This is a genomic window from Methylophilaceae bacterium (genome assembly GCA_018398995.1).
Classification (GTDB): domain Bacteria; phylum Pseudomonadota; class Gammaproteobacteria; order Burkholderiales; family Methylophilaceae.
The window spans coordinates 1,597,002-1,620,870 of sequence record CP073759.1; the positions used below are offsets into that span (position 1 = coordinate 1,597,002).

At 42.0% G+C, this 23,869-nt stretch carries 21 protein-coding genes; 13 read left to right on the forward strand and 8 right to left on the reverse strand.

Features of this window, described 5'->3' with window-relative positions:
* Positions 1-6 precede the first annotated feature (6 nt).
* From dapB to KFB94_08210, 6 genes are all read left to right on the forward strand, one after another.
* Entirely contained in the window at positions 7-810 is an 804-nt protein-coding gene (gene dapB, locus KFB94_08185; protein ID QVL45227.1) for a 4-hydroxy-tetrahydrodipicolinate reductase, read from the forward strand.
* 140 nt (positions 811-950) lie between these two features.
* Positions 951-1,463, forward strand: a complete 513-nt coding sequence (locus tag KFB94_08190) for a DUF2238 domain-containing protein (GenBank protein QVL46636.1) — start codon at positions 951-953, stop codon at positions 1,461-1,463.
* Between the two features lie 136 nt (positions 1,464-1,599).
* The gene (carA, locus tag KFB94_08195; GenBank protein ID QVL45228.1) at positions 1,600-2,748 is read left to right on the forward strand and encodes a glutamine-hydrolyzing carbamoyl-phosphate synthase small subunit; all 1,149 of its coding nucleotides are present in this window, start codon (positions 1,600-1,602) and stop codon (positions 2,746-2,748) included.
* Positions 2,748-5,951 (forward strand): carbamoyl-phosphate synthase large subunit, encoded by a 3,204-nt coding sequence (gene carB, locus KFB94_08200; GenBank protein QVL45229.1) that lies wholly within the window; start codon positions 2,748-2,750, stop codon positions 5,949-5,951. The genes carA and carB overlap by 1 nt, the downstream gene beginning before the upstream one ends.
* A 75-nt stretch (positions 5,952-6,026) precedes the next feature.
* Entirely contained in the window at positions 6,027-6,509 is a 483-nt protein-coding gene (greA, locus tag KFB94_08205) for a transcription elongation factor GreA (protein QVL45230.1), read from the forward strand.
* Positions 6,510-6,512: 3 nt separating this feature from the next.
* Entirely contained in the window at positions 6,513-6,956 is a 444-nt protein-coding gene (locus tag KFB94_08210; GenBank protein QVL45231.1) for a DUF4149 domain-containing protein, read from the forward strand.
* Positions 6,957-6,959: 3 nt separating this feature from the next.
* On the opposite strand, the gene yhbY is transcribed toward KFB94_08210, so the two are convergent.
* Positions 6,960-7,268: a ribosome assembly RNA-binding protein YhbY gene (yhbY, locus tag KFB94_08215; GenBank protein ID QVL45232.1), complete on the reverse strand. Its 309-nt coding sequence runs from the start codon at positions 7,266-7,268 to the stop codon at positions 6,960-6,962.
* A 65-nt stretch (positions 7,269-7,333) separates the two neighbouring features.
* On the opposite strand from yhbY, the gene KFB94_08220 reads away from it, so the two are divergent.
* The 5 genes from KFB94_08220 (at position 7,334) to KFB94_08240 (ending at position 12,950) form a co-directional block, all read left to right on the forward strand.
* Positions 7,334-7,951, forward strand: coding sequence for an RlmE family RNA methyltransferase (locus KFB94_08220; protein QVL45233.1), 618 nt, complete (start codon positions 7,334-7,336; stop codon positions 7,949-7,951).
* A gap of 76 nt (positions 7,952-8,027) precedes the next feature.
* On the forward strand, positions 8,028-9,920 hold the full coding sequence (ftsH, locus tag KFB94_08225; protein ID QVL45234.1) for an ATP-dependent zinc metalloprotease FtsH: 1,893 nt from the start codon (positions 8,028-8,030) through the stop codon (positions 9,918-9,920).
* A gap of 72 nt (positions 9,921-9,992) precedes the next feature.
* Positions 9,993-10,820: a dihydropteroate synthase gene (gene folP / locus KFB94_08230; GenBank protein QVL45235.1), complete on the forward strand. Its 828-nt coding sequence runs from the start codon at positions 9,993-9,995 to the stop codon at positions 10,818-10,820.
* Positions 10,821-10,931: 111 nt separating this feature from the next.
* Entirely contained in the window at positions 10,932-12,290 is a 1,359-nt protein-coding gene (gene glmM, locus KFB94_08235; GenBank protein ID QVL45236.1) for a phosphoglucosamine mutase, read from the forward strand.
* A gap of 120 nt (positions 12,291-12,410) precedes the next feature.
* Positions 12,411-12,950: a phosphatase PAP2 family protein gene (locus KFB94_08240; protein QVL45237.1), complete on the forward strand. Its 540-nt coding sequence runs from the start codon at positions 12,411-12,413 to the stop codon at positions 12,948-12,950.
* A 70-nt stretch (positions 12,951-13,020) separates the two neighbouring features.
* On the opposite strand, the gene KFB94_08245 is transcribed toward KFB94_08240, so the two are convergent.
* On the reverse strand, positions 13,021-13,860 hold the full coding sequence (locus KFB94_08245) for a zinc dependent phospholipase C family protein (GenBank protein QVL45238.1): 840 nt from the start codon (positions 13,858-13,860) through the stop codon (positions 13,021-13,023).
* A 135-nt stretch (positions 13,861-13,995) separates the two neighbouring features.
* Here KFB94_08245 and KFB94_08250 point away from each other — a divergent pair, with 135 nt between their 5' ends.
* Together KFB94_08250 and ppx are read left to right on the forward strand one after the other, a co-directional pair.
* A complete protein-coding gene (locus tag KFB94_08250) occupies positions 13,996-15,198 on the forward strand; it encodes a glycosyltransferase (GenBank protein QVL45239.1) in 1,203 nt (400 codons plus the stop codon).
* A 73-nt stretch (positions 15,199-15,271) separates the two neighbouring features.
* Positions 15,272-16,834, forward strand: coding sequence for an exopolyphosphatase (gene ppx, locus KFB94_08255; protein ID QVL45240.1), 1,563 nt, complete (start codon positions 15,272-15,274; stop codon positions 16,832-16,834).
* Here ppx and ppk1 read toward each other — a convergent pair.
* From ppk1 to KFB94_08285, 6 genes are all read right to left on the reverse strand, one after another.
* Positions 16,831-18,885 carry a polyphosphate kinase 1 gene (ppk1, locus tag KFB94_08260; protein QVL45241.1) on the reverse strand — a complete coding sequence of 685 codons (2,055 nt, stop codon included), beginning with the start codon at positions 18,883-18,885 and terminating at the stop codon, positions 16,831-16,833. The two genes, ppx and ppk1, sit on opposite strands and share 4 nt — an antisense overlap.
* Before the next feature lie 67 nt (positions 18,886-18,952).
* Entirely contained in the window at positions 18,953-19,645 is a 693-nt protein-coding gene (phoU, locus tag KFB94_08265; GenBank protein ID QVL45242.1) for a phosphate signaling complex protein PhoU, read from the reverse strand.
* Positions 19,646-19,678: 33 nt separating this feature from the next.
* Entirely contained in the window at positions 19,679-20,458 is a 780-nt protein-coding gene (pstB, locus tag KFB94_08270; protein ID QVL45243.1) for a phosphate ABC transporter ATP-binding protein, read from the reverse strand.
* A 59-nt stretch (positions 20,459-20,517) separates the two neighbouring features.
* Complete coding sequence (pstA, locus tag KFB94_08275) at positions 20,518-21,462, reverse strand: phosphate ABC transporter permease PstA (protein ID QVL45244.1); 945 nt, start codon at positions 21,460-21,462, stop codon at positions 20,518-20,520.
* On the reverse strand, positions 21,462-22,409 hold the full coding sequence (pstC, locus tag KFB94_08280) for a phosphate ABC transporter permease subunit PstC (protein ID QVL45245.1): 948 nt from the start codon (positions 22,407-22,409) through the stop codon (positions 21,462-21,464). The genes pstA and pstC overlap by 1 nt, the downstream gene beginning before the upstream one ends.
* Before the next feature lie 284 nt (positions 22,410-22,693).
* Complete coding sequence (locus KFB94_08285; GenBank protein QVL46637.1) at positions 22,694-23,707, reverse strand: PstS family phosphate ABC transporter substrate-binding protein; 1,014 nt, start codon at positions 23,705-23,707, stop codon at positions 22,694-22,696.
* Positions 23,708-23,869: the final 162 nt, after the last annotated feature.

Here is a 23,869-nt window from a genome sequence, read left to right on the forward strand (position 1 = left end):
TCGCACATGAATATGAAAGTTGTTATTACTGGTGCTTCTGGCCGCATGGGTGTTGCGCTCTTAGAAGGTATTTTTGCTGATGAAGGGCTTACTTTACACGCGGCTATTGATCGTCCAAATAGTACACAGATTGGCCAAGATGCTGGGGCCTCATTTGGGCTGGCAACGGGCGTAAAAGTTACTAGCGATGTAGCTGGTGCCTTGCAAGATGCGGATGTATTGATTGATTTTACGCGCCCTGAAGCTGCCATGGAGTATTTGGCAGCATGTCAGCATGCTGGCGTAAAAATGGTGATTGGTACAACGGGTTTTAGCGAACAGGAAAAAGCACTTATTAAAGGCGCTTCAAATAAAAATGCAGTAGTGTTTGCGCCAAATATGAGTGTGGGTGTGACCTTATTGATTAATCTTGTCGAGCAAGCCGCTCGGGTATTAAATGAGGGATATGACATTGAAGTAGTGGAAATGCATCACCGTCATAAAGTTGATGCGCCTTCTGGAACGGCCTTGCGTTTAGGTGAGGCGGCTGCTCAGGGCCTGTGTCAAGATCTAAAAGATTGTGCAGTGTATGCGCGTGAAGGCGTGACTGGCGAACGTGAGGCTGGAAAAATTGGTTTTGCAACCTTACGCGGTGGCGATGTTGTTGGTGACCACACTGTCATTTATGCAGGTACTGGCGAGCGAGTAGAAATTACACATAAAGCCAGCAGCAGAGCCACCTTTGCATTGGGGGCGCTAAGAGCGGCTAAATTTTTGGCTGATAAGCCAACAGGTTTGTTTGATATGAGAGATGTACTTGGTTTACGGTAAGTGTTGAATTGACCATTGATTTATCACCACCTAAAAAGCGATATGCTGACTTTTTACTATCGCTATCAGTGCTATTTCTTATTTTCTTTGTTTGGTCGGCAATCTATCCGCTTGATCGGCTTACCTGGTTGTTGGAGGTAATGCCAACACTCATTGCTTTGCCAGTGCTGTTGCTTACCTATCAAAAATTTCCCCTCACACCATTGCTCTATATCTTGATATTAGTGCATGCCATTATTTTGCTGATTGGCGCGCATTACACTTATGCAGAAGTGCCCTTATTTAATTGGTTAAGAGATTACTTCGACTTAAGCCGCAACTATTACGATAGGCTAGGCCATTTTGCCCAAGGATTTATTCCTGCCATGATTGCGCGTGAGGTCTTGTTGCGCAAACGCGTAGTAAAAGAAGAAAGCTGGTTATTTTTTATCGTCTGTTGCATTTGTCTGAGTATTAGTGCCAGTTATGAATTTATTGAATGGTGGGTTGCGGTAGCTGCTGGTGGGTCAGCAGAGGCTTTTCTCGGTACACAAGGCGATGTCTGGGATACACAATGGGATATGTTCACTGCTCTAGTGGGTTCAGCTTGCGCACAAATATTTCTGAATGGTTGCCATAATCAACAACTTGCTAAGCTTGAAAGGGCAGTCTAATTCCGCTATAATTCGGCAATTCTTGAAACGGGAAGAGTACACCACTTTTCCCGTTTTGCATGTCTAGCGCCAGCATTCATGATTGACTGTTGCAAAGCGCGCGAAAAAAACGAAACTGAATATTAAGGAGTCACAATTGTCGCAGACACGCCCTGTAAAAAAGACACAAGCGATACTGGTGTTGGCAGATGGAACAGTGTTTCGAGGCACTTCAATTGGCGCTTCAGGACATACCGTTGGCGAGGTGGTTTTTAATACCTCAATGACAGGTTATCAAGAAATTCTTACCGATCCTTCCTATACTGAGCAAATTGTCACCCTGACTTATCCCCATATCGGCAATACGGGTGTGAATAGTGAAGATGTAGAATCGGGTCAAGTATGTGCATCTGGGCTAGTGATTCGCGATCTGCCCTTATTAGCAAGTAATTTTAGAAGTGAGCAAACGCTTTCAGCCTATTTAACAGCAAACAATATTGTTGCGATTGCTGATATTGATACGCGTAAGTTGACGCGTATATTGAGAGAGAAGGGTGCGCAAGCGGGCTGTATTTTGGTTGGCGATGATAATGAAAAGGCACTTTCGTTAGCAACAGCATTCCCAGGTTTGGCTGGTATGGATTTGGCGAAAGTAGTGAGCTGTCAATCCGCTTATGAGTTTCAAGATGGCGAGTGGGTGCTTGGTGAGGGCTTTGTTTCACCCAAAAATAAACCTTTTCATGTGGTGGCGTTTGATTATGGGGTTAAGCGAAATATTTTGCGTATGCTCGTTTCACGCGGCTGTAAAGTGACTGTTTTGCCTGCACAAGCAACAGCTGATGATGCATTAAGTTATCAACCGGATGGTATCTTTTTGTCTAATGGCCCTGGAGACCCTGAGCCGTGTGATTATGCGATTAAAACAATTGGTGACTTGCTGAATGCACAGTTACCAATGTTTGGTATTTGTCTGGGGCATCAATTGTTGGCTTTGGCTAGCGGCGCAAAAACAATGAAAATGAAATTTGGACATCATGGCGCTAATCACCCAGTGCAGGATGTAGAGAGTAAACGCGTCTATATTACTAGTCAAAATCACGGCTTTGCGGTGGATAAGAGCAGCTTGCCTGCTCATGTAAAAGTGACACATATCTCTTTATTTGATGGCAGTTTGCAAGGCATTGCACTGACAGACAAGCCAGCTTTTAGTTTTCAGGGACACCCTGAGGCAAGTCCTGGACCAACAGAAATGTCTTATTTGTTTGACCGCTTCATTAGCATGATGCAAGAAAGGAAGGCTAGCTAATGGCTAAGCGTACAGATATAAAATCAATTTTAATTATTGGTGCAGGTCCAATTGTGATTGGGCAGGCATGTGAGTTTGATTATTCAGGCGCGCAAGCATGTAAGGCGCTTCGCGAAGAAGGCTACCGCGTTATTTTAGTCAACTCTAATCCAGCCACCATCATGACCGACCCTGAAATGGCTGATGCTACTTACATTGAGCCAATTACATGGCAAGTGGTTGAGAAGATTATTGAAAAAGAAAAACCAGATGCCTTGTTGCCAACGATGGGTGGGCAAACAGCACTTAACTGTGCATTAGATTTAGATAAGCACGGTGTACTAAAGAAACACCAGGTGGAATTAATTGGCGCATCTAAAGAGGCCATTGATAAGGCAGAGGATCGGCAAAAGTTTAAAGAGGCTATGACCAAAATTGGGTTGGGTTCAGCCAAGTCAGCGATTGCGCACAGTATGGAAGAAGCGCTGCAAGTGCAAGCCAATATTGGCTATCCCGCTATTATTCGTCCTTCTTTTACAATGGGCGGTAGCGGTGGTGGTATTGCGTATAACCGTGAAGAATTTGTTGAGATTTGTGAGCGTGGTTTAGAGGCATCGCCAACCAATGAATTACTGATTGAAGAGTCGATGCTCGGCTGGAAAGAGTACGAGATGGAGGTGGTGCGTGATTCAGCAGACAATTGCATTATTATTTGCTCCATTGAAAACTTGGATCCAATGGGGGTGCACACTGGCGATTCGATTACGGTTGCGCCTGCGCAAACCTTGACTGATAAAGAATATCAAATCATGCGTAATGCCTCACTAGCAGTTTTACGTGAAATTGGTGTCGATACCGGTGGCTCTAATGTGCAGTTTGCGATTAATCCAGATGATGGGCGAATGATCGTGATTGAGATGAATCCGCGAGTATCGCGCTCATCGGCGTTGGCTTCCAAAGCTACGGGTTTCCCGATTGCCAAAGTTGCAGCTAAGTTGGCTGTTGGTTATACATTGGACGAACTGAAGAATGACATCACAGGCGGTCAAACGCCTGCTTCTTTCGAGCCTTCCATTGATTACGTTGTTACCAAGATTCCGCGCTTTGCTTTTGAGAAATTCCCTCAAGCCGATAGCCGTTTAACAACGCAAATGAAATCTGTGGGAGAGGTAATGGCAATTGGCGGTCATTTCCAAGAATCCTTCCAAAAAGCGTTGCGAGGTCTTGAAGTAGGTGTTGATGGATTAGATTCATTGACAACTGATATCGATTTAATTGCCAAAGAGCTGGGTGAGCCACGATCAGAGCGTATTTGGTATGTGGGCGATGCGTTTAGAGCAGGCATGAGTGCAGAAGCCGTTTATAATATTTCCAAAATTGATCCTTGGTTCTTGGCGCAAATAGAAGATTTAATTAAACAAGAAAAAGCACTCCATGGTAAACACATTGCTGATTTAGACAGAGATGCCTTGTATCAACTCAAAAGGGCGGGTTTTTCAGATAAACGCTTAGCCACATTGTTAGATACTGATCAACACGCAGTTCGCGCTTATCGACAAGCGCTAAATGTGCGACCAGTTTATAAAAGGGTTGATACCTGCGCGGCTGAGTTTGCCACCAATACCGCTTATATGTACTCAAGTTACGCAGAAGAGTGTGAATCAAACCCGAGCGATAAGAAGAAAATCATGGTGCTTGGCGGAGGGCCCAACCGTATTGGTCAAGGTATTGAGTTTGATTATTGCTGTGTGCACGCCGCTTTTGCAATGCGAGAAGATGGCTACGAAACGATTATGGTGAACTGTAACCCTGAAACCGTTTCAACCGATTATGATACTTCTGATCGATTGTACTTTGAGCCAGTCACATTGGAAGACGTGCTGGAGATTGTTCACCTAGAAAAACCAGAGGGCGTGATTGTTCAGTACGGTGGCCAAACACCGTTAAAACTGGCGCGCGCTTTAGAAAAAGCAGGCGTGCCAATTATTGGTACAAGCCCTGATGCGATTGACCGTGCAGAAGACCGCGAACGATTCCAAAAAATGTTAAGCGAGCTTGGTCTGAAACAACCGCCTAATCGTACGGCACGCGCACCAGAAGAGGCGCTTCGTCTAGCAGCTGAAATTGGTTATCCTTTGGTTGTGCGTCCAAGTTATGTGCTTGGTGGCCGTGCAATGGAAATTGTCCAGGAGCAAAGTCAGTTAGAACGCTATATGCGTGAAGCAGTAAAAGTCTCTAATGACTCACCGGTTTTACTTGATCGATTTCTTAATGACGCATTGGAAATTGATGTTGATGCCATTTGCGATGGTGAGAATGTTGTTATCGGCGGCATTATGCAACATGTTGAACAAGCGGGTGTTCACTCTGGTGATTCTGCATGCTCGTTACCACCTTACAGTTTGAGTAAAGCATTACAAGATGAGTTGCGTGTGCAAACGGTGATGATGGCAAAAGCATTGGGTGTGAAAGGGTTGATGAATGTGCAGTTTGCGATTCAAGGTACGACGGTTTATGTGTTAGAAGTGAATCCACGTGCCTCACGTACCGTCCCGTTTGTTTCTAAGGCTTGTGGTTTGCAGTTGGCAAAAATTGCAGCCCGTTGTATGGTGGGACAAAGTTTGCAGTCACAAGGGATTACCAAAGAGATAATACCGCCTTATTTTTCAGTTAAAGAAGCGGTATTTCCATTCATTAAATTTCCAGGTGTAGATACCATTTTGGGTCCTGAAATGAAATCGACTGGCGAGGTAATGGGTGTTGGGGCTACTTTTGCAGAAGCATTTGTTAAATCTCAATTGGGCGCATCAATAAAATTACCGCAAGCAGGTAAAGCGTTTATTAGTGTTCGTAATGAAGATCATCAAAATGTTGTTGATATTGCAAAGGATTTACAGCAGTTAGGTTTTGAATTGCTTGCAACAAAGGGGACGGCTAGAGCCTTGATGCAAAATGGATTGTCGGTCAAAGCAGTTAATAAAGTTGCAGAGGGTCGTCCGCATGTGGTGGATATGATTAAGAACAATGAAGTTGATTTTATTGTCAACGTGACAGAAGATAAAAAAGCTGTGGCAGATTCATACGAAATCCGACATAGTGCTTTGCAAAATAAAGTCACGTATTACACTACATTGGCAGGCGCAAAAGCTGCCTGTATTGGTATGGCGTATATGCAAGAGTTGCAAGTAGAGTCTATTCAAGACTTGCACAAAAAGCTTGTGTAAAATAAACTAGTTGAATCAATCGTATAAAAACCACGCTCAGGCGAGTGTGGTTTATTTTTTATAAAGGTTTGTTGTATGGCAGTGAATCAAATTCCAGTAACGCTACGTGGTGCAGGCTTGCTTAAAGAAGAGTTGCAACGGTTAAGGTCTGAAGATAGACCCAATGTTATTCAAGCAATTGCAGAAGCCAGAGCGCAAGGTGACTTGTCTGAAAATGCGGAGTATGAAGCTGCTAAAGAAAAGCAAAGTTTTATTGAGGGGCGTATTGCAGAATTAGAAAGTAAACTTTCTAATATGCAGGTTATTGATCCTTCTACATTAAATGCTGAAGGCCGTGTTGTTTTTGGCGCAACAGTGCGATTTGAAGACTTGGATACAAATGATGTCAAAATCTACCAAATCGTTGGTGAAGATGAAGCGGATATAAAGTCAGGAAAAATATCAATTGCTTCCCCTATTGCGCGCGCATTAATTGGCAAGCATGAAGGCGATATTGCAGAAGTCTCTGCGCCTGGCGGTATTAAAGAATACGAAGTGATTGAAGTGTCGTACGTCTAACTTATGTTACGTCAATTCACAGCACTGCTGATTACTTTTTGGGTTGGCGGTCTATGGGTAACGGGGGTAATTGCCAGTATTTTGTTTGATGCGATTGATGACAGACAGTTAGCGGGCAATGTTGCAGGTCAATTATTTGAGATGGTAAGTTATATAGGAATAGCCAGCGGATTGCTTTTGCTTGCTCAACGTTTTATTGCGTTTGGCGTCCAAAGCCTTACACAACGTTACGTATGGATTATCATGAGCATGGTCCTACTTATATTAGTCGGCTATTTTGGTGTTCAGTCACACCTTGCTCAATTAAAAGAAAATGCTTACCCGATTGATGTCATGCAAAGCGTTTATGCCGGACAGTTTGCCGCATGGCACGGTGTTTCTGGGGTTATTTACCTGATTGAGTGCTTGCTAGGTGCGATGCTTGTAATACTTGCTTGGCGTGAGTAAGCGCTATAGTTTGGGAATATGAATTTTGTTTTTCTCTTTAATGCTGTCACTAGCACGATAAATGACCAGTTGCTTACCGATATGATGTACAGGAATGGCATTTGTGGTTTCACAAATTGACTGGTACATGGTTTTGCGTGCTTCACGATCATCGCCAGCGACTTTTATTTTAATCAATTCATGCGCATTAAGGTTGATATCAACTTCTTTAATAATATTGTCTGTTAAGCCTTGGTTGCCAATCATTACAACAGGGCTGAGAGTATGGGCTAAACCACGCAAATGACTGATTTGTTTTGGATTTAATTTCATGAATTGGCATGCTTTTTCAGAACTTTAGAAGGAATGGATTTTATCATGAATTCATATAATAAAACATGAAGCTCAGCAGCCGTAGTAAAGCATGGATGCAAGAGCATTTGAACGATGAATATGTCAAACGCGCACAAAAAGAAGGTTATCGCGCTCGCGCAGCTTATAAATTAATTGAGATTGATGACAAAGACAAATTAATAAAGCCCGGCATGACGGTTGTCGATTTGGGTTCTGCTCCAGGCAGTTGGTGTCAAGTTGTCAAACAACGACTGAAAGGTCAAGGACGTATTATTGGACTAGATTTATTGGACATGCACCCTATTGCAGGTGTAGAGTTTATTCAAGGTGATTTTCGTGAAGCCAATATCTTAAGCCAATTAGAAGAAAAGCTAGATAAAAAGCCTGTTGATCTTGTAATTGCTGATATGGCGCCCAATATCAGTGGAGTGAAAGAGGCAGATCAAGCAGGCGCTGTTTACTTAACTGAGCTTGCATTGGAATTTAGTCAACAATGGTTGAAACCTCACGGCAATTTCTTAGTCAAAGTATTTATCGGGGTCGGATTTGAAGATATTATTAAACGTATGCGTCTAGAGTTTGATAAAGTAGTCACAAGAAAGCCCAAAGCCTCAAGAGGGCGAAGTAATGAAACTTATTTGCTTGGATTAGGACGTAAGTAAGGTATTTAGATGTAATTATTGGCATTTATTTGTGAGCATGACAAATAATGGCCGTGTTCAAAAAAGGAAGAAGCTAGTGAATAATATCGCAAAAAATATTGCTATTTGGATAGCGGTGGCATTAATACTAATGACTGTTTTTCAGCAGTTTGGTAGCCCTAACAAGGCAGGGTCGCAAATTGTCTATTCCCAATTTATGGAAAATGTGAAAAAAGGACAAGTCCAAAAGGTGCAGATTGATGGTCGTGTTATTCATGGCACAACTCGCGATAATACGCCTTTCAGTACCTATGCGCCTAATGACTTGTGGATGGTGAGTGATTTACTTAAATACAATGTAGAAGTTGAGGCGAAAGCTGAAGAAAAGCGCTCAGTATTGTTAGAAATTCTTATGTCATGGTTTCCTATGATATTGTTAATTGGTGTTTGGATTTTTTTCATGCGCCAGATGCAAGGTGGCGGCAAAGGTGGCGGACCCTTTTCATTTGGTAAGAGCAAAGCAAGGCAACTAGATGAAAGCAATAATCAAACAACGTTTGCAGATGTTGCTGGCTGTGACGAAGCAAAAGAAGAAGTCACTGAGCTAGTTGAGTTTTTGCGCGATCCTAGTAAGTTCCAAAAGCTAGGTGGCCGTATCCCACGTGGTGTTTTAATGGTGGGTCCACCCGGTACAGGTAAAACCTTATTAGCGCGTGCAATTGCTGGCGAGGCTAAAGTCCCTTTCTTTACGATCTCTGGATCAGATTTTGTTGAAATGTTTGTTGGTGTGGGTGCATCACGTGTGCGTGACATGTTTGAAACCGCAAAGAAAAATTCCCCCTGTATTATATTCATTGATGAGATTGATGCGGTAGGTCGCAGTCGTGGATCTGGCACAGGCGGTGGTAATGATGAGCGCGAACAAACACTCAATCAATTATTGGTTGAAATGGATGGCTTTGAGGCAAGTTCTGGTGTAATTGTTATCGCGGCAACAAACCGTGCAGATGTGCTAGACAAAGCATTACTTCGTCCTGGACGTTTCGATCGTCAAGTGATGGTTGGTTTGCCTGACATCAAAGGACGTGAGCAAATTCTATTAGTGCACATGCGTAAAGTACCAATTGATCCTGATGTAAAAGCCGATATTTTGGCAAGAGGTACGCCTGGCATGAGTGGTGCAGACTTAGCCAATCTTGTGAATGAAGCTGCTTTGTTTGCTGCGCGACGCAATAAGCGTACGGTCGATATGCAAGATTTTGAAGATGCGAAAGATAAAATCTTTATGGGACCAGAGCGTAAATCGATGGTCATGCGTGAAGAAGAGCGCCGTAACACGGCTTATCATGAATCAGGACATGCTGTGGTTGCCAAATTACTGCCTAAAGCAGATCCAGTGCATAAGGTGACTATTATGCCACGCGGCTGGGCATTGGGATTAACATGGCAATTGCCAGAATTTGATCGTATCAGCAACTACAAAGACAAAATGTTAGAAGAGATTTCTATCTTATTTGGCGGGCGTATTGCTGAAGAGGTGTTTGTGAATCAAATGTCAACAGGCGCATCTAATGACTTTGAACGCGCCACCAAATTGGCGCGTGATATGGTCACTAAATATGGAATGAGTGATTCCATGGGCACTATGGTTTACGCGGGAAGTGAGCAAGATTCGTTCTTTGGTAGCATGAGCTCTAAAACAGTTTCTGAGGCTACACAACAAAAAGTGGACGCAGAAATTAGACGTATTTTAGATGAGCAATATGCAATAGCGCGTAAATTAATTGAAGATAACCGTGACAAAGTTGAGGCGATGACAGCTGCTTTAATGGAATTTGAAACGATTGACGCTGATCAAATTAATGACATTATGGCTGGTATTCCAGTACGCCAACCTAAGCCAAGACAAGCGCCAATAAAGCCGACTGACAGTGGCAGCGCGGGATCATCGGTTACGCCAAAACCACAGCCAACGGCAAAAAAACAATAAGCTTAGTTTCAACATCAGGCTTGAGTTAAAATAAGGGGCTGACTAACTTAATTAGTCAGCCCCTTTATTTTTATGATGCTGCATTGTGGACAATTTAAGTTAGATCTAACCAGGCCTCGTGTCATGGGGATTCTTAACGTGACGCCAGATTCTTTTTCTGATGGTGGTCATTACTCTCAAACTGCTACTGCGATACAACATGCGCTTAGCTTAATAGAAGAGGGTGTTGATATCTTAGATATTGGCGGAGAGTCGACGCGGCCTAACGCAGTGCCAGTAAGCTTACAGCAAGAGTTAGACCGTGTCATTCCCGTGATAGAGGGATTGGTTGCACAACAGATCAACATTCCTATCTCAATTGATACGTATAAACCTGAGGTGATGCGTGCCGCCATTAATGCGGGTGCCAGTATTGTGAATGACGTCAGAGCGTTACAAGAAGATGGTGCTTTAAGCGTGGTGGCAAATGCGCAAGTGGGCGTATGTCTAATGCATATGCAAGGCAACCCACAAACGATGCAAGATAATCCAACTTATAACAATGTGGTGCAAGATGTCAGTGACTTTTTATCATTGCGTGTAGCTGCTTGTCTAGCAGTTGGCATCACTAAAAATAGACTCATGATTGATCCTGGTTTCGGTTTTGGTAAAACGCGTGCGCATAACATTGCCCTGATACAACAACTGGATGCTTTAATGCAATTAGAATTGCCGCTTTTAGTTGGGTTGTCACGCAAATCAGTGTTGGGTCAAGTAACTGGCGCTCATGTTGAAGCGCGCTTGTATGCAAGTGTTGCTGCTGCTGTGATTGCTGTACTGAAAGGCGCTAACATAGTGCGGGTGCATGATGTAAAGGCAACGGTTGAGGCGCTAAAAGTAGTTGCAGCCATTGCAGAATGATAGGCGTTAGATGCAGATAGGCTTGAATAAAAAAGAGGGTTTTGTTTACAACCTAGTTGGTAGAGACTGAAAAACCCCTATCAATAAACTTAAAATGAGAAAGTCTTAGAGATGGTAAAAAAATATTTTGGCACTGATGGCATTCGCGGAAAAGTAGGCGAGCATCCGATTACACCAGAATTTGTAATGCGTTTGGGTTATGCAGCAGGACGGGTATTCGTGGGCTTGCAAGGGGGTAATTTGGCTAAAGGGGCACACCCAACCGTCTTAATTGGTAAAGACTCACGTATTTCAGGCTATATGCTAGAGGCGGCTTTGGAAGCAGGCCTAACCGCCGCTGGCGTGAACGCCATGTTAACAGGGCCCATGCCAACGCCGGCAATTGCTTATTTAACACGTGCTCTTCGTGCGCAGGCAGGTATCGTCATCTCTGCTTCACATAATCCTTATGATGATAATGGCATTAAGTTTTTTTCTAGCGAGGGCGAAAAGTTAGGTGACGAAATCGAGCATGCGATTGAAGCTGAGCTTGATAAGCCGATGCAGGTGATGGAGTCTGCTAAATTAGGTAAAGCAAAACGCATTGATGATGCTGCTGGTCGTTATATTGAGTTTTGCAAAAGCACTTTTCCCAATGATATGGATTTACGTGGCTTAACCATTGTGCTCGACTGTGCTCATGGAGCGACTTATCATGTTGCGCCACCAGTATTTCATGAGCTTGGCGCTGAAGTGATTGCTATTGGCAATGCGCCTGATGGCTTGAATATTAATTTAAATGTTGGTTCTACCCATCCACAAGCCCTACAAAAAGCGGTCGTTGCGCATCAAGCTGATCTGGGCATTGCATTCGACGGTGATGGTGACCGCGTGTTGATGGTTGATGCCAATGGACAATTATTAGATGGCGATCAGTTACTCTATATTATTGCTTTGGGATTATATGCTAGAGGCAAGCTAAAAGGCGGTGTCGCTGGTACGCTCATGACTAACCTGGCGTTGGAGCATGCGCTACAAAAACACCAAATTCCATTTGATCGTGCCAAGGTTGGTGATCGTTATGTATTGGAATTATTAAAAGAAAAAAATTGGCAATTGGGGGGTGAGAACTCTGGCCATATTTTAACCTTGGATAAACACACCAGTGGCGATGCGATTATTGCGGCATTACAAGTGCTGCATGCGTTGAAACGAAGTGGAAAAACGTTGTCGCAAATGGGTGAAGCATTGCAGTTGTATCCTCAAGTGTTAATTAACGTGACCACAAAAGCTAAGCTGGATTTGCAGCTACCTGAGATTCAGTTAGCGGTTAAAGAGGTGGAAAGTGAATTAAAAGATGCGGGTCGCGTATTATTGCGCGCTTCTGGAACAGAGCCAAAAATTCGTGTCATGGTTGAAGGCCAGAATGCAGCATTAGTACAACAGTTAGCAGAGCGTATTGCTAAAGTGGTCGAAGCGCTGAGCCAATAAATAATAATAACGCGTTGTTTTTATTATTCATCAGTTAATATAATCTTCATTCTAGCTTCATTAAATTGTCATATTAGAAGCGCATTCTTCGGCAAACATCAATTGCAACAGGAGATTGTGATGACGAATAGAATGCGCGTTTATCTTCATCGTATGAACCATTTAGATAGTACTTTATGTATTAAAGTGAGTCATGCTAGTCAGTATCCTATCGTACGCGACTGGTTTAGATTGATGAGTCGCTTAGGTGATGGTGTCTTTTGGTATACCATGTTGCTGGGTATCGTTGTCATTCAAGGCGAGTCTGCTTGGTTGCCTGTATTACATATAATGATTACTGGCTTGGCTGGCACATTGGTTTATAAATGGCTTAAAGGTAAGACATTGCGACCAAGACCCTATCAAGTATTACAAGACGTCTGGCTAACTGGGAAGCCTTTGGATTATTTTAGTTTCCCATCTGGACACACATTGCATGCGCTTATTTTTACTTGTATGACATTGGCTTACTTTCCCTCACTTGCACTATTGGTGATTCCGTTCAGCATGATGGTTGCTATGTCTCGTGTTGTACTTGGATTGCATTATCCGAGTGATGTATTGGCTGGTGCAGTCATTGGAATCGTGATGTCTATCATCTCGATGAATATTGCGTTCTAGTGATTGCCACCTATCTAAAACACAATCAACCCTAACGTATTTTTTGTCAACATTTCAGTCAGAAAAATATTCAAATACTGTAATACCGAATAGGTTCTGCATGGTCCATATGCAGCGTTGCTAGACAATGTTCACGCCACATCATTACCCGTGATAAATCATCAATAGCGCTTCCCTCTGGTTGCCAGTTAGGCAGGTGCCCATTGAGAATCCTATGGAAATCTTTGAGGGCTGCTTCTGTTTTGTTCATGTAATAATCAAAATGTCTATGTTTTTTATTGTTATTGAAATGGATGCACCGATGAATAAAATTCGGTAACTTAATGCCGCGTAACAGCTGGTCGGCATAGCCTAGTGTTCGCAACTTTCTGTTAATTAAACGTTGGGGCTGATCAAAACACGGGGCGATAAAGTGGCTAATAAAAGCGGCATGCTTTGAGAGTAATTGCCCTGGTGTTTGGTGCAATAATCGTTGCACATGTACGTCCATCGCCCATTCTGCGGCTATATGGGTAAAGATGCTCTCATGTTGCCACAGCGCTTCATGCGCTGGCACAAAGTGATTATGCGCAATCACATCGACATAGAGATGGCTTGCATAGCCAATGGCAACAGCAGTTTGTTCATCGCTTGTGGCATGATTAATTAAGAATTCAACATGCCGCCACTGATGCGTGGTTTTAAATTGCTTAGAAATAACCGCTAGATCTGGTAGGCAAGCGCCAGCCATCACCAGTTCAGGAAAGCGTTTAACGGCCTCTCTAAAACGCTTATCTAATAGAGGGGATGCAAGAAACAGTGTTTGGGCAAAATATACGTGCGTATAGAGACCCCACGCATGAGCATCCAGCGAATAGAGACTAAGTGGTAAACACCACCAGCAAGCATTTAATAGTTGACGTGTTTTCATATCGCTAATTTGACATGTTTTTATGAAGTTTAAATGACAAAAGCTAAAGTGATTAAGAAAGAACTGTCATATTCATCAAAGTGTCACAATGTGCAGATAATATTTAAAACATATCTTAAATTTGATGACTAACATATGAAAATACTATTTATATCAGATGTTTATTTTCCACGGGTAAATGGTGTTTCGACTTCAATCAAAACATTTATGCATCAATTGCAGTTATTGGGACATCATGTAGATTTGATTGCACCTGATTATGACGTTGAACAACAATTCGATGCGCCTAATATTAAACGTATACCAGCAAGAAGTATTTATTTTGATCCTGAAGATAGGCTAATGAAATATGGTGCTGCTTTAAAACAGTTGCCAGCGCTAAAAAAACAAAAGTACGACATTATTCATGTTAATACACCATTTATTGCGCATTATTTAGGGCTCAAGCTAGCCAAGATATTACAGATTCCTTGTGTTGAAACTTACCATACATTTTTTGAAGATTATTTACATCATTATTTGCCTTGGATACCACAAAGTATAGCAAGAGGTCTTGCACGTTATATCTCAAAAAAGCAGTGTAATGCGGTTGATGCGATTGTTGTGCCATCACAGCCTATGTTGGATGTGCTTAGAAAATATGGTGTTAATGCTAGCGCCAACGTGATTCCAACTGGATTGCAAGCAGGTAGTTTTGCGCCAGCGGATGGGCTCCAGTTTAAGAAAAAACATGGGATTGACCATAAACGCCCAATGTTGCTCTATGTAGGGCGCGTTGCGTTTGAGAAGAATATTCCCTTTTTATTTCAAATGACCAAACAACTTGCAGAGCGACATCCTAATGTATTGCTGGTTGTTGCAGGAGAAGGTCCAGCAGAACAGTCACTGCATCAGCTAGCCGTTACTTTAAAAATAGAAGATAACGTTAAATTTATTGGTTATTTAGATCGTGATACCGAGCTTAATGCTTGTTACCAATCAGCAGATGTTTTTGTGTTTTCTTCAAAAAGTGAGACGCAAGGTTTGGTATTGCTAGAAGCCATGGCACAAGGCACGCCAGTGGTAGGTATCGCCGAATTAGGGACTGCTTCTATTTTATATGAAGGGCAGGGTGCATTAATTGCGACCGAAGATGCCGTTGAATTTTCAGATAAAGTTGCTTCTCTGATAGAGGATCACACTAAACGCGATTTGCTCAGCCAACAGGCAAAAGAATATGCCATGTCCGTTTGGTCGGCAGACGTCCAAGCACAACGGATGGCTCACTTTTATCAAAAAACAATCGCACAATATCAATTTAAAAAGTCATCCCTGCCATATGTTACGATGACCGACTAAAAAACAGCGTTTTTCTAGCGCATATTTTCATTTATTTACATCTGCTTTATTTCTTATATGCTATAAATGCATTATGGAAAAAAATACGATAGGCGCTGAGACGCTGCTGGCAGCAGTTGATTTAGGCTCAAATAGTTTTAGGTTGGAAATCGCTCATTGTGTTGGTGGACAAATACAACGGGTCGACTATATTAAAGAAGCGGTTAGACAAGGTGGCGATTTAGATGAAAATCGCAATTTAAATGCTGCAGCGTTAGAAAGAGGCGTGAAATGTTTAGAGCGATTTGGTGAGGCTCTCAAAGGATTTCCCGCCCAAAATGTGCGGGCAGTGGCTACACAAACCTTAAGAGAGGCGCGTAATAGACAATATTTTATAGATCTGGCGCAAAAAGCACTGGGCTACAATATTGAGGTGATTTCTGGTGTGGAAGAAGCGAGGCTAATTTATCAAGGGGTTAGTCACTTTTTGCCGCAATCAGATGAACGCCGTTTGGTGATTGATATTGGCGGACGATCGACTGAATTTGTTTTGGGTCAACATTTTGATGCATTACAAACGGAATCTTTACGCGTTGGCTCTGTCGCATGGTCATTGAAGTACTTTCCGGATGGAGAGTTATCTGAAAAAAATCTAAAACAAGCAGAAGTGGCGGCCAAATCATTTTTGGAGGTCATTACACGCTCTTATAGTGCTAAGTATTGGGATGTTGCTTATGGCGCATCTGGCACCGTTGGGGCTGTTGGTGATGTGTTGGCACTCGCTGGCTTTCAAGAAGGTGTCATTACAAGGGAAGGGTTAGATTGGTTAAGAAAAGAGTTAATCAAAGCTAAAAATACCACGCGTTTAAAATTAGATGGGTTGAAAGAAGAAAGAAATGCCGTGATTGGCGGTGGCTTTAGTGTGTTACGGGCGGTGTTTGATATTTTAAAAATAGAAACATTACACGTGGCTCGTGGCGCATTAAGGCATGGCTTATTTTATGATATGGCCGCAGAAGCCAGTGATGGCTTGGTGTATACCAAAGAGGCTTCTATTCACTTATTATTAAAGCGTTTTCCAGTTGATGCTAAACAAGCCGAGCATGTTAATGAAGCCGCGCTTTATTTATTTGATCTTGTGACGACCAACCTAAAGCTTAAAAGAAGTGAGATTAAAGCGCAACGCCGCTTGTTAAGTTGGGCAGCGCAGTGCCATGAGATTGGTGCCATGATTTCACATGGCGAGTCACATTTGCATGGGGCTTATATTTTAGATCACACCGAGTTAATGGGGTTTTCCCAAAGTGACCTGCATCATTTAAGTTTGCTGGTGTTGGGACAGCGTGGAAAGCTTAAAAAACTAGACCTGACACAGGTTGATCAAAAGCTGCTGATTGCATTAACTTGCTTAAGATTAGCTATTATACTTTGCCACTCACGCAATAAACCAATACTCAGCGGGATTGAACATTTACAGTTTAATGCTGAGAAAATGATATTAACGGTATGGGATGCTTGGTTAGAAAAACATCCACAGACGTCTTATTTGTTAGAAGAAGAGGTTATTGCATGGAAAAAAGTGAATTGGAGCTTGACGATTACAACCAAGCAAAAACCTAAGGATGTACTTACAGTTGACTCGGTTGATATGGGTTAACGATTTTTTTGTAACAGAATCGTTTGTGCTGATAGCGGGCTGGTTGCGTTATTGTTGCTGCTCTGTAACTCGCTCACGAGTTGATATTCACCATTGGCGGTTAATGCCCATGCATCAATGTTATCTTGCAAATAGGGTGTAAAGCACTCATCTATTACCCGTTGCTGCATTTCTTCATTGATGATTGGCCATGCGATTTCTACTCTTTTAAGCATATTGCGCGTCATCCAGTCAGCGCTGGCAAGCCATAGTTTGACTTTGCCATCAATCTCAAAATAAAACGCGCGTGAGTGCTCTAAAAAACGACCTACAATAGAACGAACACGGATGCGACCATGCAAATCTTTTGCATCAGGCGGCAATATGCAAGCACTGCGCACAATCAAATCGATAGTCACGCCTTTTTTTGCAGCTTTCATCAATGCCAAAACGAGTGTTTCGTCTGTGAGCGAATTGGTTTTGATAATAATATGTGCGGCTTTACCTTTTGCAGCTGCATTGCCAGCTGCATTCACATACCTTAGCATGGTGTTGTGTAGCGTAAATGGGGAAGCCAACAATTGACGCATTTTAGGCAGTGGCAACTCGCTCGTTAGATGTCTGAATAATTGTTCTATTTCTCTTGTGATGGTTAAATCACTGGTGAGCATGCTCATGTCAGTATAGAGTTTTGCCGTTTTTGGATTGTAGTTACCAGTAGACACATGTGCGTAGCGCTTAATCGCACGACCTTCTCGACGCATAATCAGCAACATTTTTGCATGTGTTTTTAAGCCTACAATCCCATACACAACTTGTGCGCCAATTGATTCTAATGCCTCCGCCCAATTGATATTGGCTTCTTCATCAAAGCGCGCTTTTAGTTCAATAACGACTAATACCTCTTTTCCCCGTTGTACTGCAGTTTGCAGTAAATTAAGGATGCGTGGATCTGAGCCAGCTCGATAAATCGTTTGGTGTATAGCCAGGACATCAGGATCGTGAACGGCTTCTTGCAGTAGTTGAATGACGGCTTCAAAGCTCTCAAACGGTTGATGGATTAACACGTCACGCTTTTTTAATTGTGAAAACATCGACTTGTTTGCTGTTAAGTCTCTAGGCCAAGCTGGCGTAAAGGTAGGAAAGCACAGCTTTGCATCACTCGCTAAATCAGGGAGTTGAATCAGTCTGCCAAGGTTCACTGGTCCGTTCACTTTGTATAAAGCAGAAGTGGGTAGGCCGAACTGTTCTAATAAGAAGTTAGATAAAAACGCATCACAATCAATGGTTACCTCTAATCGGACAGGCTCCCCATAAGGTCTGAATGCAAGCTCCTCGCGCAAAGCCGCGCGTAGATTACTTACATCATCTTCCACATCCAAATCAGAGTTTCTAGTTACCCTAAACTGAGAAAAGTTAACGATTTTTGCACCTTGAAACAGATCAGGCAAATGAGCGCGGATAATGCTAGTCAGTGAGACAAAACATTGTTGTTTTTTGCTGATACGCGAAGGTAGCCTTGTCAGCCTAGGTAATACGCGCGGCATGCGGACAATTGCAATGGATTGTGTTTTTTTGTTGGTTTTGTTTTCAAGTTGCACAATAAAATGAAGCGCTTTATTGGCTACTTGTGGAAAAGGGTGAGAGGGATCTAATGCAATCGGCAACAGTAAAGGCTTAACATCAGTTTGAAAATACTGTGCTACCCATTTCTTTTGTTCTGCTGTGCGCAGATGGCTAGATACCAATGCAACACCCTCTTTTTCTAGTGCAGGCATCAATACATGCTCAAATAAATGGTATTGTTTTGCAACGAGATCATGCGCTTTCTCTGAGATAGCCTCATAGGTTTGCGCGTTAATATTGATATCGGTTAAGCCATTTTGTAAGGCTTCTAATTGTGCCGCCACTCGCACTTCAAAAAACTCATCCAAGTTAGATGCAACGATGCATAAAAATCGTAATCGCTCTAATAATGGATAATCTTCTCGTTGCGCTAACGATAAAACGCGCTCATTAAAACTTAAAATACTTAAGTCACGATTTAGAAGAGTAGCAGTGGTTTTTCTCATTATCTTGTTAATCAGGTGCACATTGCATGATGACATCTAAGCGCTAAAGTCACGCTTGGCATTGGTATTAATTTTCATCATCAGAGTGACGTATATCGCGACCTTCAACAATATATATGACCTGCTCTGCAAGATTTTTGGCATGGTCACCAACACGTTCGATAGCACGTGCAATCGTAATAATATCGAGCGCGGTTGTAATCGTACGCGGGTCTTCCATCATAAAAGTAATCAACTGCCTAATAATTGCTTTAAATTCTTTATCAATTGCATCATCTGTTTCAATAACAGTCCGCGCTTCATCCGCATCGAGTCGCGCAAACGTGTCTAATGCATTTCTGATCTGCGCGCTTGCAGCGTTTGCTAAATGTTTTACATCAGTTGTTGCTTTAACAACGCTAGCATCGCGTTCTTGAATGCGGCGAATACTTTTGGCCATTTTTTTTGTTTCATCACCAATACGCTCAAGGTCAGTTACCATTTTGCTGATGCCCATAATTAAGCGTAAATCAGAAGCAGTTGGTTGGCGCTTAGCAATGATATGGATACAATCGCCATCAATCACTTTTTCTAACTCATTGACATTGCGATCGTTCTCAAGCACCTCTAAAATCGCAACATTATTGTTATCCGAGTATGCTTTGGTTGTCATGTCAAGTTGAGACTCTACTAAACCGCCCATCTCAAGTACTCTACTGCGCAGACGCTCTAAGTCTTTATCAAACTGAGTAGAAAGGTGAGTAGATTCGTTTACGTTCATTTTTTTTCCTAACATGAGGTAATGTTGTTTAGTTTAACTAATTCTGCCAGTAATATAGTCTTCTGTACGTTTGTCTTTTGGTTTGATAAACATATCATCAGTATTGTTAAACTCAATTAAGTCGCCAAGATACATATACGCAGTGTAATCTGAAACGCGAGCAGCTTGTTGCATATTGTGTGTGACTACAAGAATCGTCAACTTGCTACGTAAGTTATTCATCAGCTCTTCAATACTAGCTGTTGCCATTGGATCCAGAGCGGATGTTGGTTCATCGAACAGCATGATTTCTGGTTCTGTTGCAAGTGCCCTAGCAATGCATAAGCGTTGTTGTTGACCGCCCGATAAATTGAATGCTAAATCCTGCAAGCGGTCTTTAACTTCATTCCACAATGCGGCACCTTTTAGCGCTTCTTCCACTTTGTCATTAATTAATCTTTTATTTTTTTCTCCACGCACCCTCAATCCATAAGCCACATTTTCAAAAATAGATTTTGGAAACGGGTTAGGTTTTTGAAATACCATGCTAATACGCATGCGAACTTCGATAGGGTCAACCTGCGGATCTAAAATATTTGTATTATCAGGATACATGATAATTTGACCCTCATATTTGTTACCTGGATAAAGGTCATGCATACGATTAAAAGAACGCAAAAGAGTGGATTTACCACAGCCTGAAGGACCAATGAGTGCTGTTATTTTTTTATCATACAATGGCAGTGAGATGTTTTTTAATGCTTGATGGCCATCACTATAAAAAAAGTTAAAATTGCGCGCTTCTGCTTTTATTGTTGGGTTGGCATTTGCCATATCTTAAATTTCCTAATATTGAAAGTTCAGTAATCAATGATTACTATTTAAAATAACGATTACCATTTAATTTTCTTACGAATGTTATAACGCATCTTAATCGCAATGCCATTCATTAACAGTGTCACAAGAATAATCACTGCACCAGCAGCAGCCGCATTAACATGAAAATCTGCGCCAGGTCTGGAGAGCCAGCTAAACATCTGAATAGGTAATACTGTAAAGCCAGAAAATAACCACTCAAAATTGATAAAAGGGGGTGTTGTGCTTACAGGAGATGTCGGTAAAAAGGCAATAAATGTTAAAGCGCCAATCGTAATAACCGGTGCTGTTTCGCCAAGCGCACGTGCCATACCAATGATAACCCCAGTTAATATGCCCCCAGCTGAGTAACGTACCACATGATGACCAACTACTTGCCCTTTTGTGGCGCCAACAGCATAAGCCGCTTCTCGAATAGCAATCGGGATCGCACGAATAGCTTCTCTGGTTGCTACAATGACAATAGGCAAAATGAGTAAACCTAAGGTCAATCCAGCCGTTAAAATGCTGGTACCAAAATCAAATGTATAAACAAATAGACCAAGAGCTAGCAAGCCGTAAATAATAGATGGCACAGCAGCTAAATTAGTCACATTAACCTCGATAATTTCAGAAAACCAATTTTTAGGCGCGTATTCTTCTAAATAAATTGCTGCGCCCACACCAAGCGGAACCGCAGAAAAAAAGGTGACTAACATAACCAAGCCTGAACCCACCAGCGCAGACAACATGCCAGCTCTAGCAGCTTTCCTTGATGGGAAATTGCTAAAAAAATCTAAAGATGTTAATTGCGGGTAGCCGTCAATGACCAAGTCGATGAATAAAATCAGTAATGTAATGAGAATAAAGACGATACAGAGTAAGCCCAAACTACCAAATAAAGTGTCATTGCGTTTGTGGCGCTTAATCATTGACCTAACGGCGTCAATGTTTTTAAGTGTAGATGCTTGCGAATCGTGCATTAATAAGCCTCGCGGAATTTTTTACGTGTGAAGTGGCCAATAATATTAAAAAACAGTGTCATTAACATTAAAACTAAGCCAGCGGCAAAAATACTTTGGTAACCAATGCTGCCGTGAGGTAAATCACCCATTGCCACTTGAACAATATAAGCAGTAATGGTGGCTGCAGAATCCATTGGATTGAAGGTTAAGTTAGGTTGTTGACCCGCAGCAATTGCCACTACCATGGTTTCGCCTACTGCCCGCGATATTGCTAAAATATAAGCGGCAACAATGCCCGAAATTGCTGCTGGGGTTACGACGCGCATTGCTGTTTGAAAGCGCGTGGCACCCATGGCATATGAGCCTTCTCTCATACTCATCGGTACCGAGCGCATGGCGTCTTCTGAGATGGATGCAATATAGGGAACAACCATAATGCCGATGACAATGCCAGGTCCCAGCATATTGAAGGTGGGTAAAGTAGGAAATATTTTTTGCAGTAGAGGGGTTACAAACAATAATGCAAAATAACCAAATGCAATGGTTGGTACACCCGCCAGTAATTCTAATATTGGTTTAACCGTTTCCCTTGTTTTATGTGAAGCAAATTCAGAGAGAAAGATGGCAGCTATCGTACCAACAGGAATTGCAAAAGCAAGGGCAATAAATGAAGTGGTAATGGTGCCGGAAATAAGGGGCAGTATTCCGTAATGCGCATCCTCAAATAACGGTGTCCATTGGCGGTCCGTTAAAAAATCAATAATTGACACATGATCAAAAAAAGAAAAAGACTCATAAAGAAGAATGGTAACAATAGCCAGTGTTGTAAATACAGCCGATAATGCGCATAGCATTAATATCAGTTCAATCACACGTTCTTTTATGTTGCGTCTGAAGTTTTTCGCAAGTCTGGTACTGATATGAGTACTGCTCGTATTGTCTAATACTTGTGTTGTTGTATTCACGTTCACTGTTCCATGTTAGCAGAATGCTTAGTATTCAATAATAAATTGGGTAAAACTACCATAGTTACCTTGATGTTGGCGCTTGTTAGTCAATAGTTGCGAAACGAGTTTCTAGTCTTATTTTTCATCAGAATCAATCATAATGTTAAATTGTGACAGTTTCATGACAGTCCCCCCTTGTGTTGCTTAGAAATGTTAAATCATTATGGTTACGTTTCATGACGATTAAGTTGTGATTAATACCCCTTGTCATGATTGCTTTTGGTTGTGTTAATCTAACTTCTCTAGTTTACTTTTTTCAATCGTTCGCCGATTTTTAAACCTGCTCCAGCGTGTTCATTAAAGGCAGTGCCTGTTATACGGTTTTCCCAGTGCGTTAAGATTGCTGCTTGATCTGCTTCTGGAAATGGAACGTATTTAACTTCTTCGATCAGCATGCGACTTTCCGCTAAATAAAAATCCACAAATTCTTTAACATAGGGTTTAGTAGAGGCGGAGTTTGCATTAACGTAAATAAAAATAGGGCGAGCTAATGGCTGGTAGGTGCCATCTTCAATCGTTTGTGCAGAAGGAAGTACTGCTGGCTTATCAGCCGCTGCTTTAATCGCGACAGCCGTGAGTTTGTCCTTGTTTTCCTCATAATACGCGTAGCCAAAGTAACCCATGCCATTCATATCACCAGCAATGCCTTGGACTAAAACATTGTCGTCTTCTGAAGCAGTAAAATCACCGCGACTTGATTTTGATTTGCCAACAACCACTTCAGTAAAATAATCAAAAGTGCCAGAGTCAGCTCCGGGGCCAAACAGTTTAAGTGGCGCATCGGGCCAAGACGGATTGATTTGATTCCAATTCTTGATACTCTCTTGTGCTGAGGGCTCCCACATTTTTTTTAGTTCTGCCACCGTCATTGTTTTAGCAAACGTGTTTTTAGGGTTAATCACAACTGTGAGCGCATCATAAGCAACGGGAAGCTCAATGAATGCAATCCCGGCAGCTTTACAATCTTCAATTTCTTGATGGAGAATCGGGCGAGAAGCGTTAGAAATATCAGTTTCACCACGGCAGAATTTTTTAAAGCCACCGCCAGTGCCTGAAACGCCAACGGTTACTTTTGTTTTTGTTTTAATTTGAAACTCTTCTGCAACGGCTTCGGTAACAGGAAATACAGTACTAGAGCCGTCAATTCTCACAATTGCATTATGGTCAGATGCTTCTTCAGAAGCGCCAGTCCCAGTTGAATCTGACTTTGAACAGCCAATCAGGATAAATGACAACACCACGACGTTAACAATCATCATGAGTTGCTGCAAAGGTTTAAAAGCGAATAGTAATTGCATGTAAGTCCTTGTTTATATTTCTCAAAAAAATAGCATTATTAAATTGTGACAATTTAGTGACAATCTATTTTCGATATTCTAACGCTTGATAGATAAGCTGTGTAGGTTTCACTATAAAAA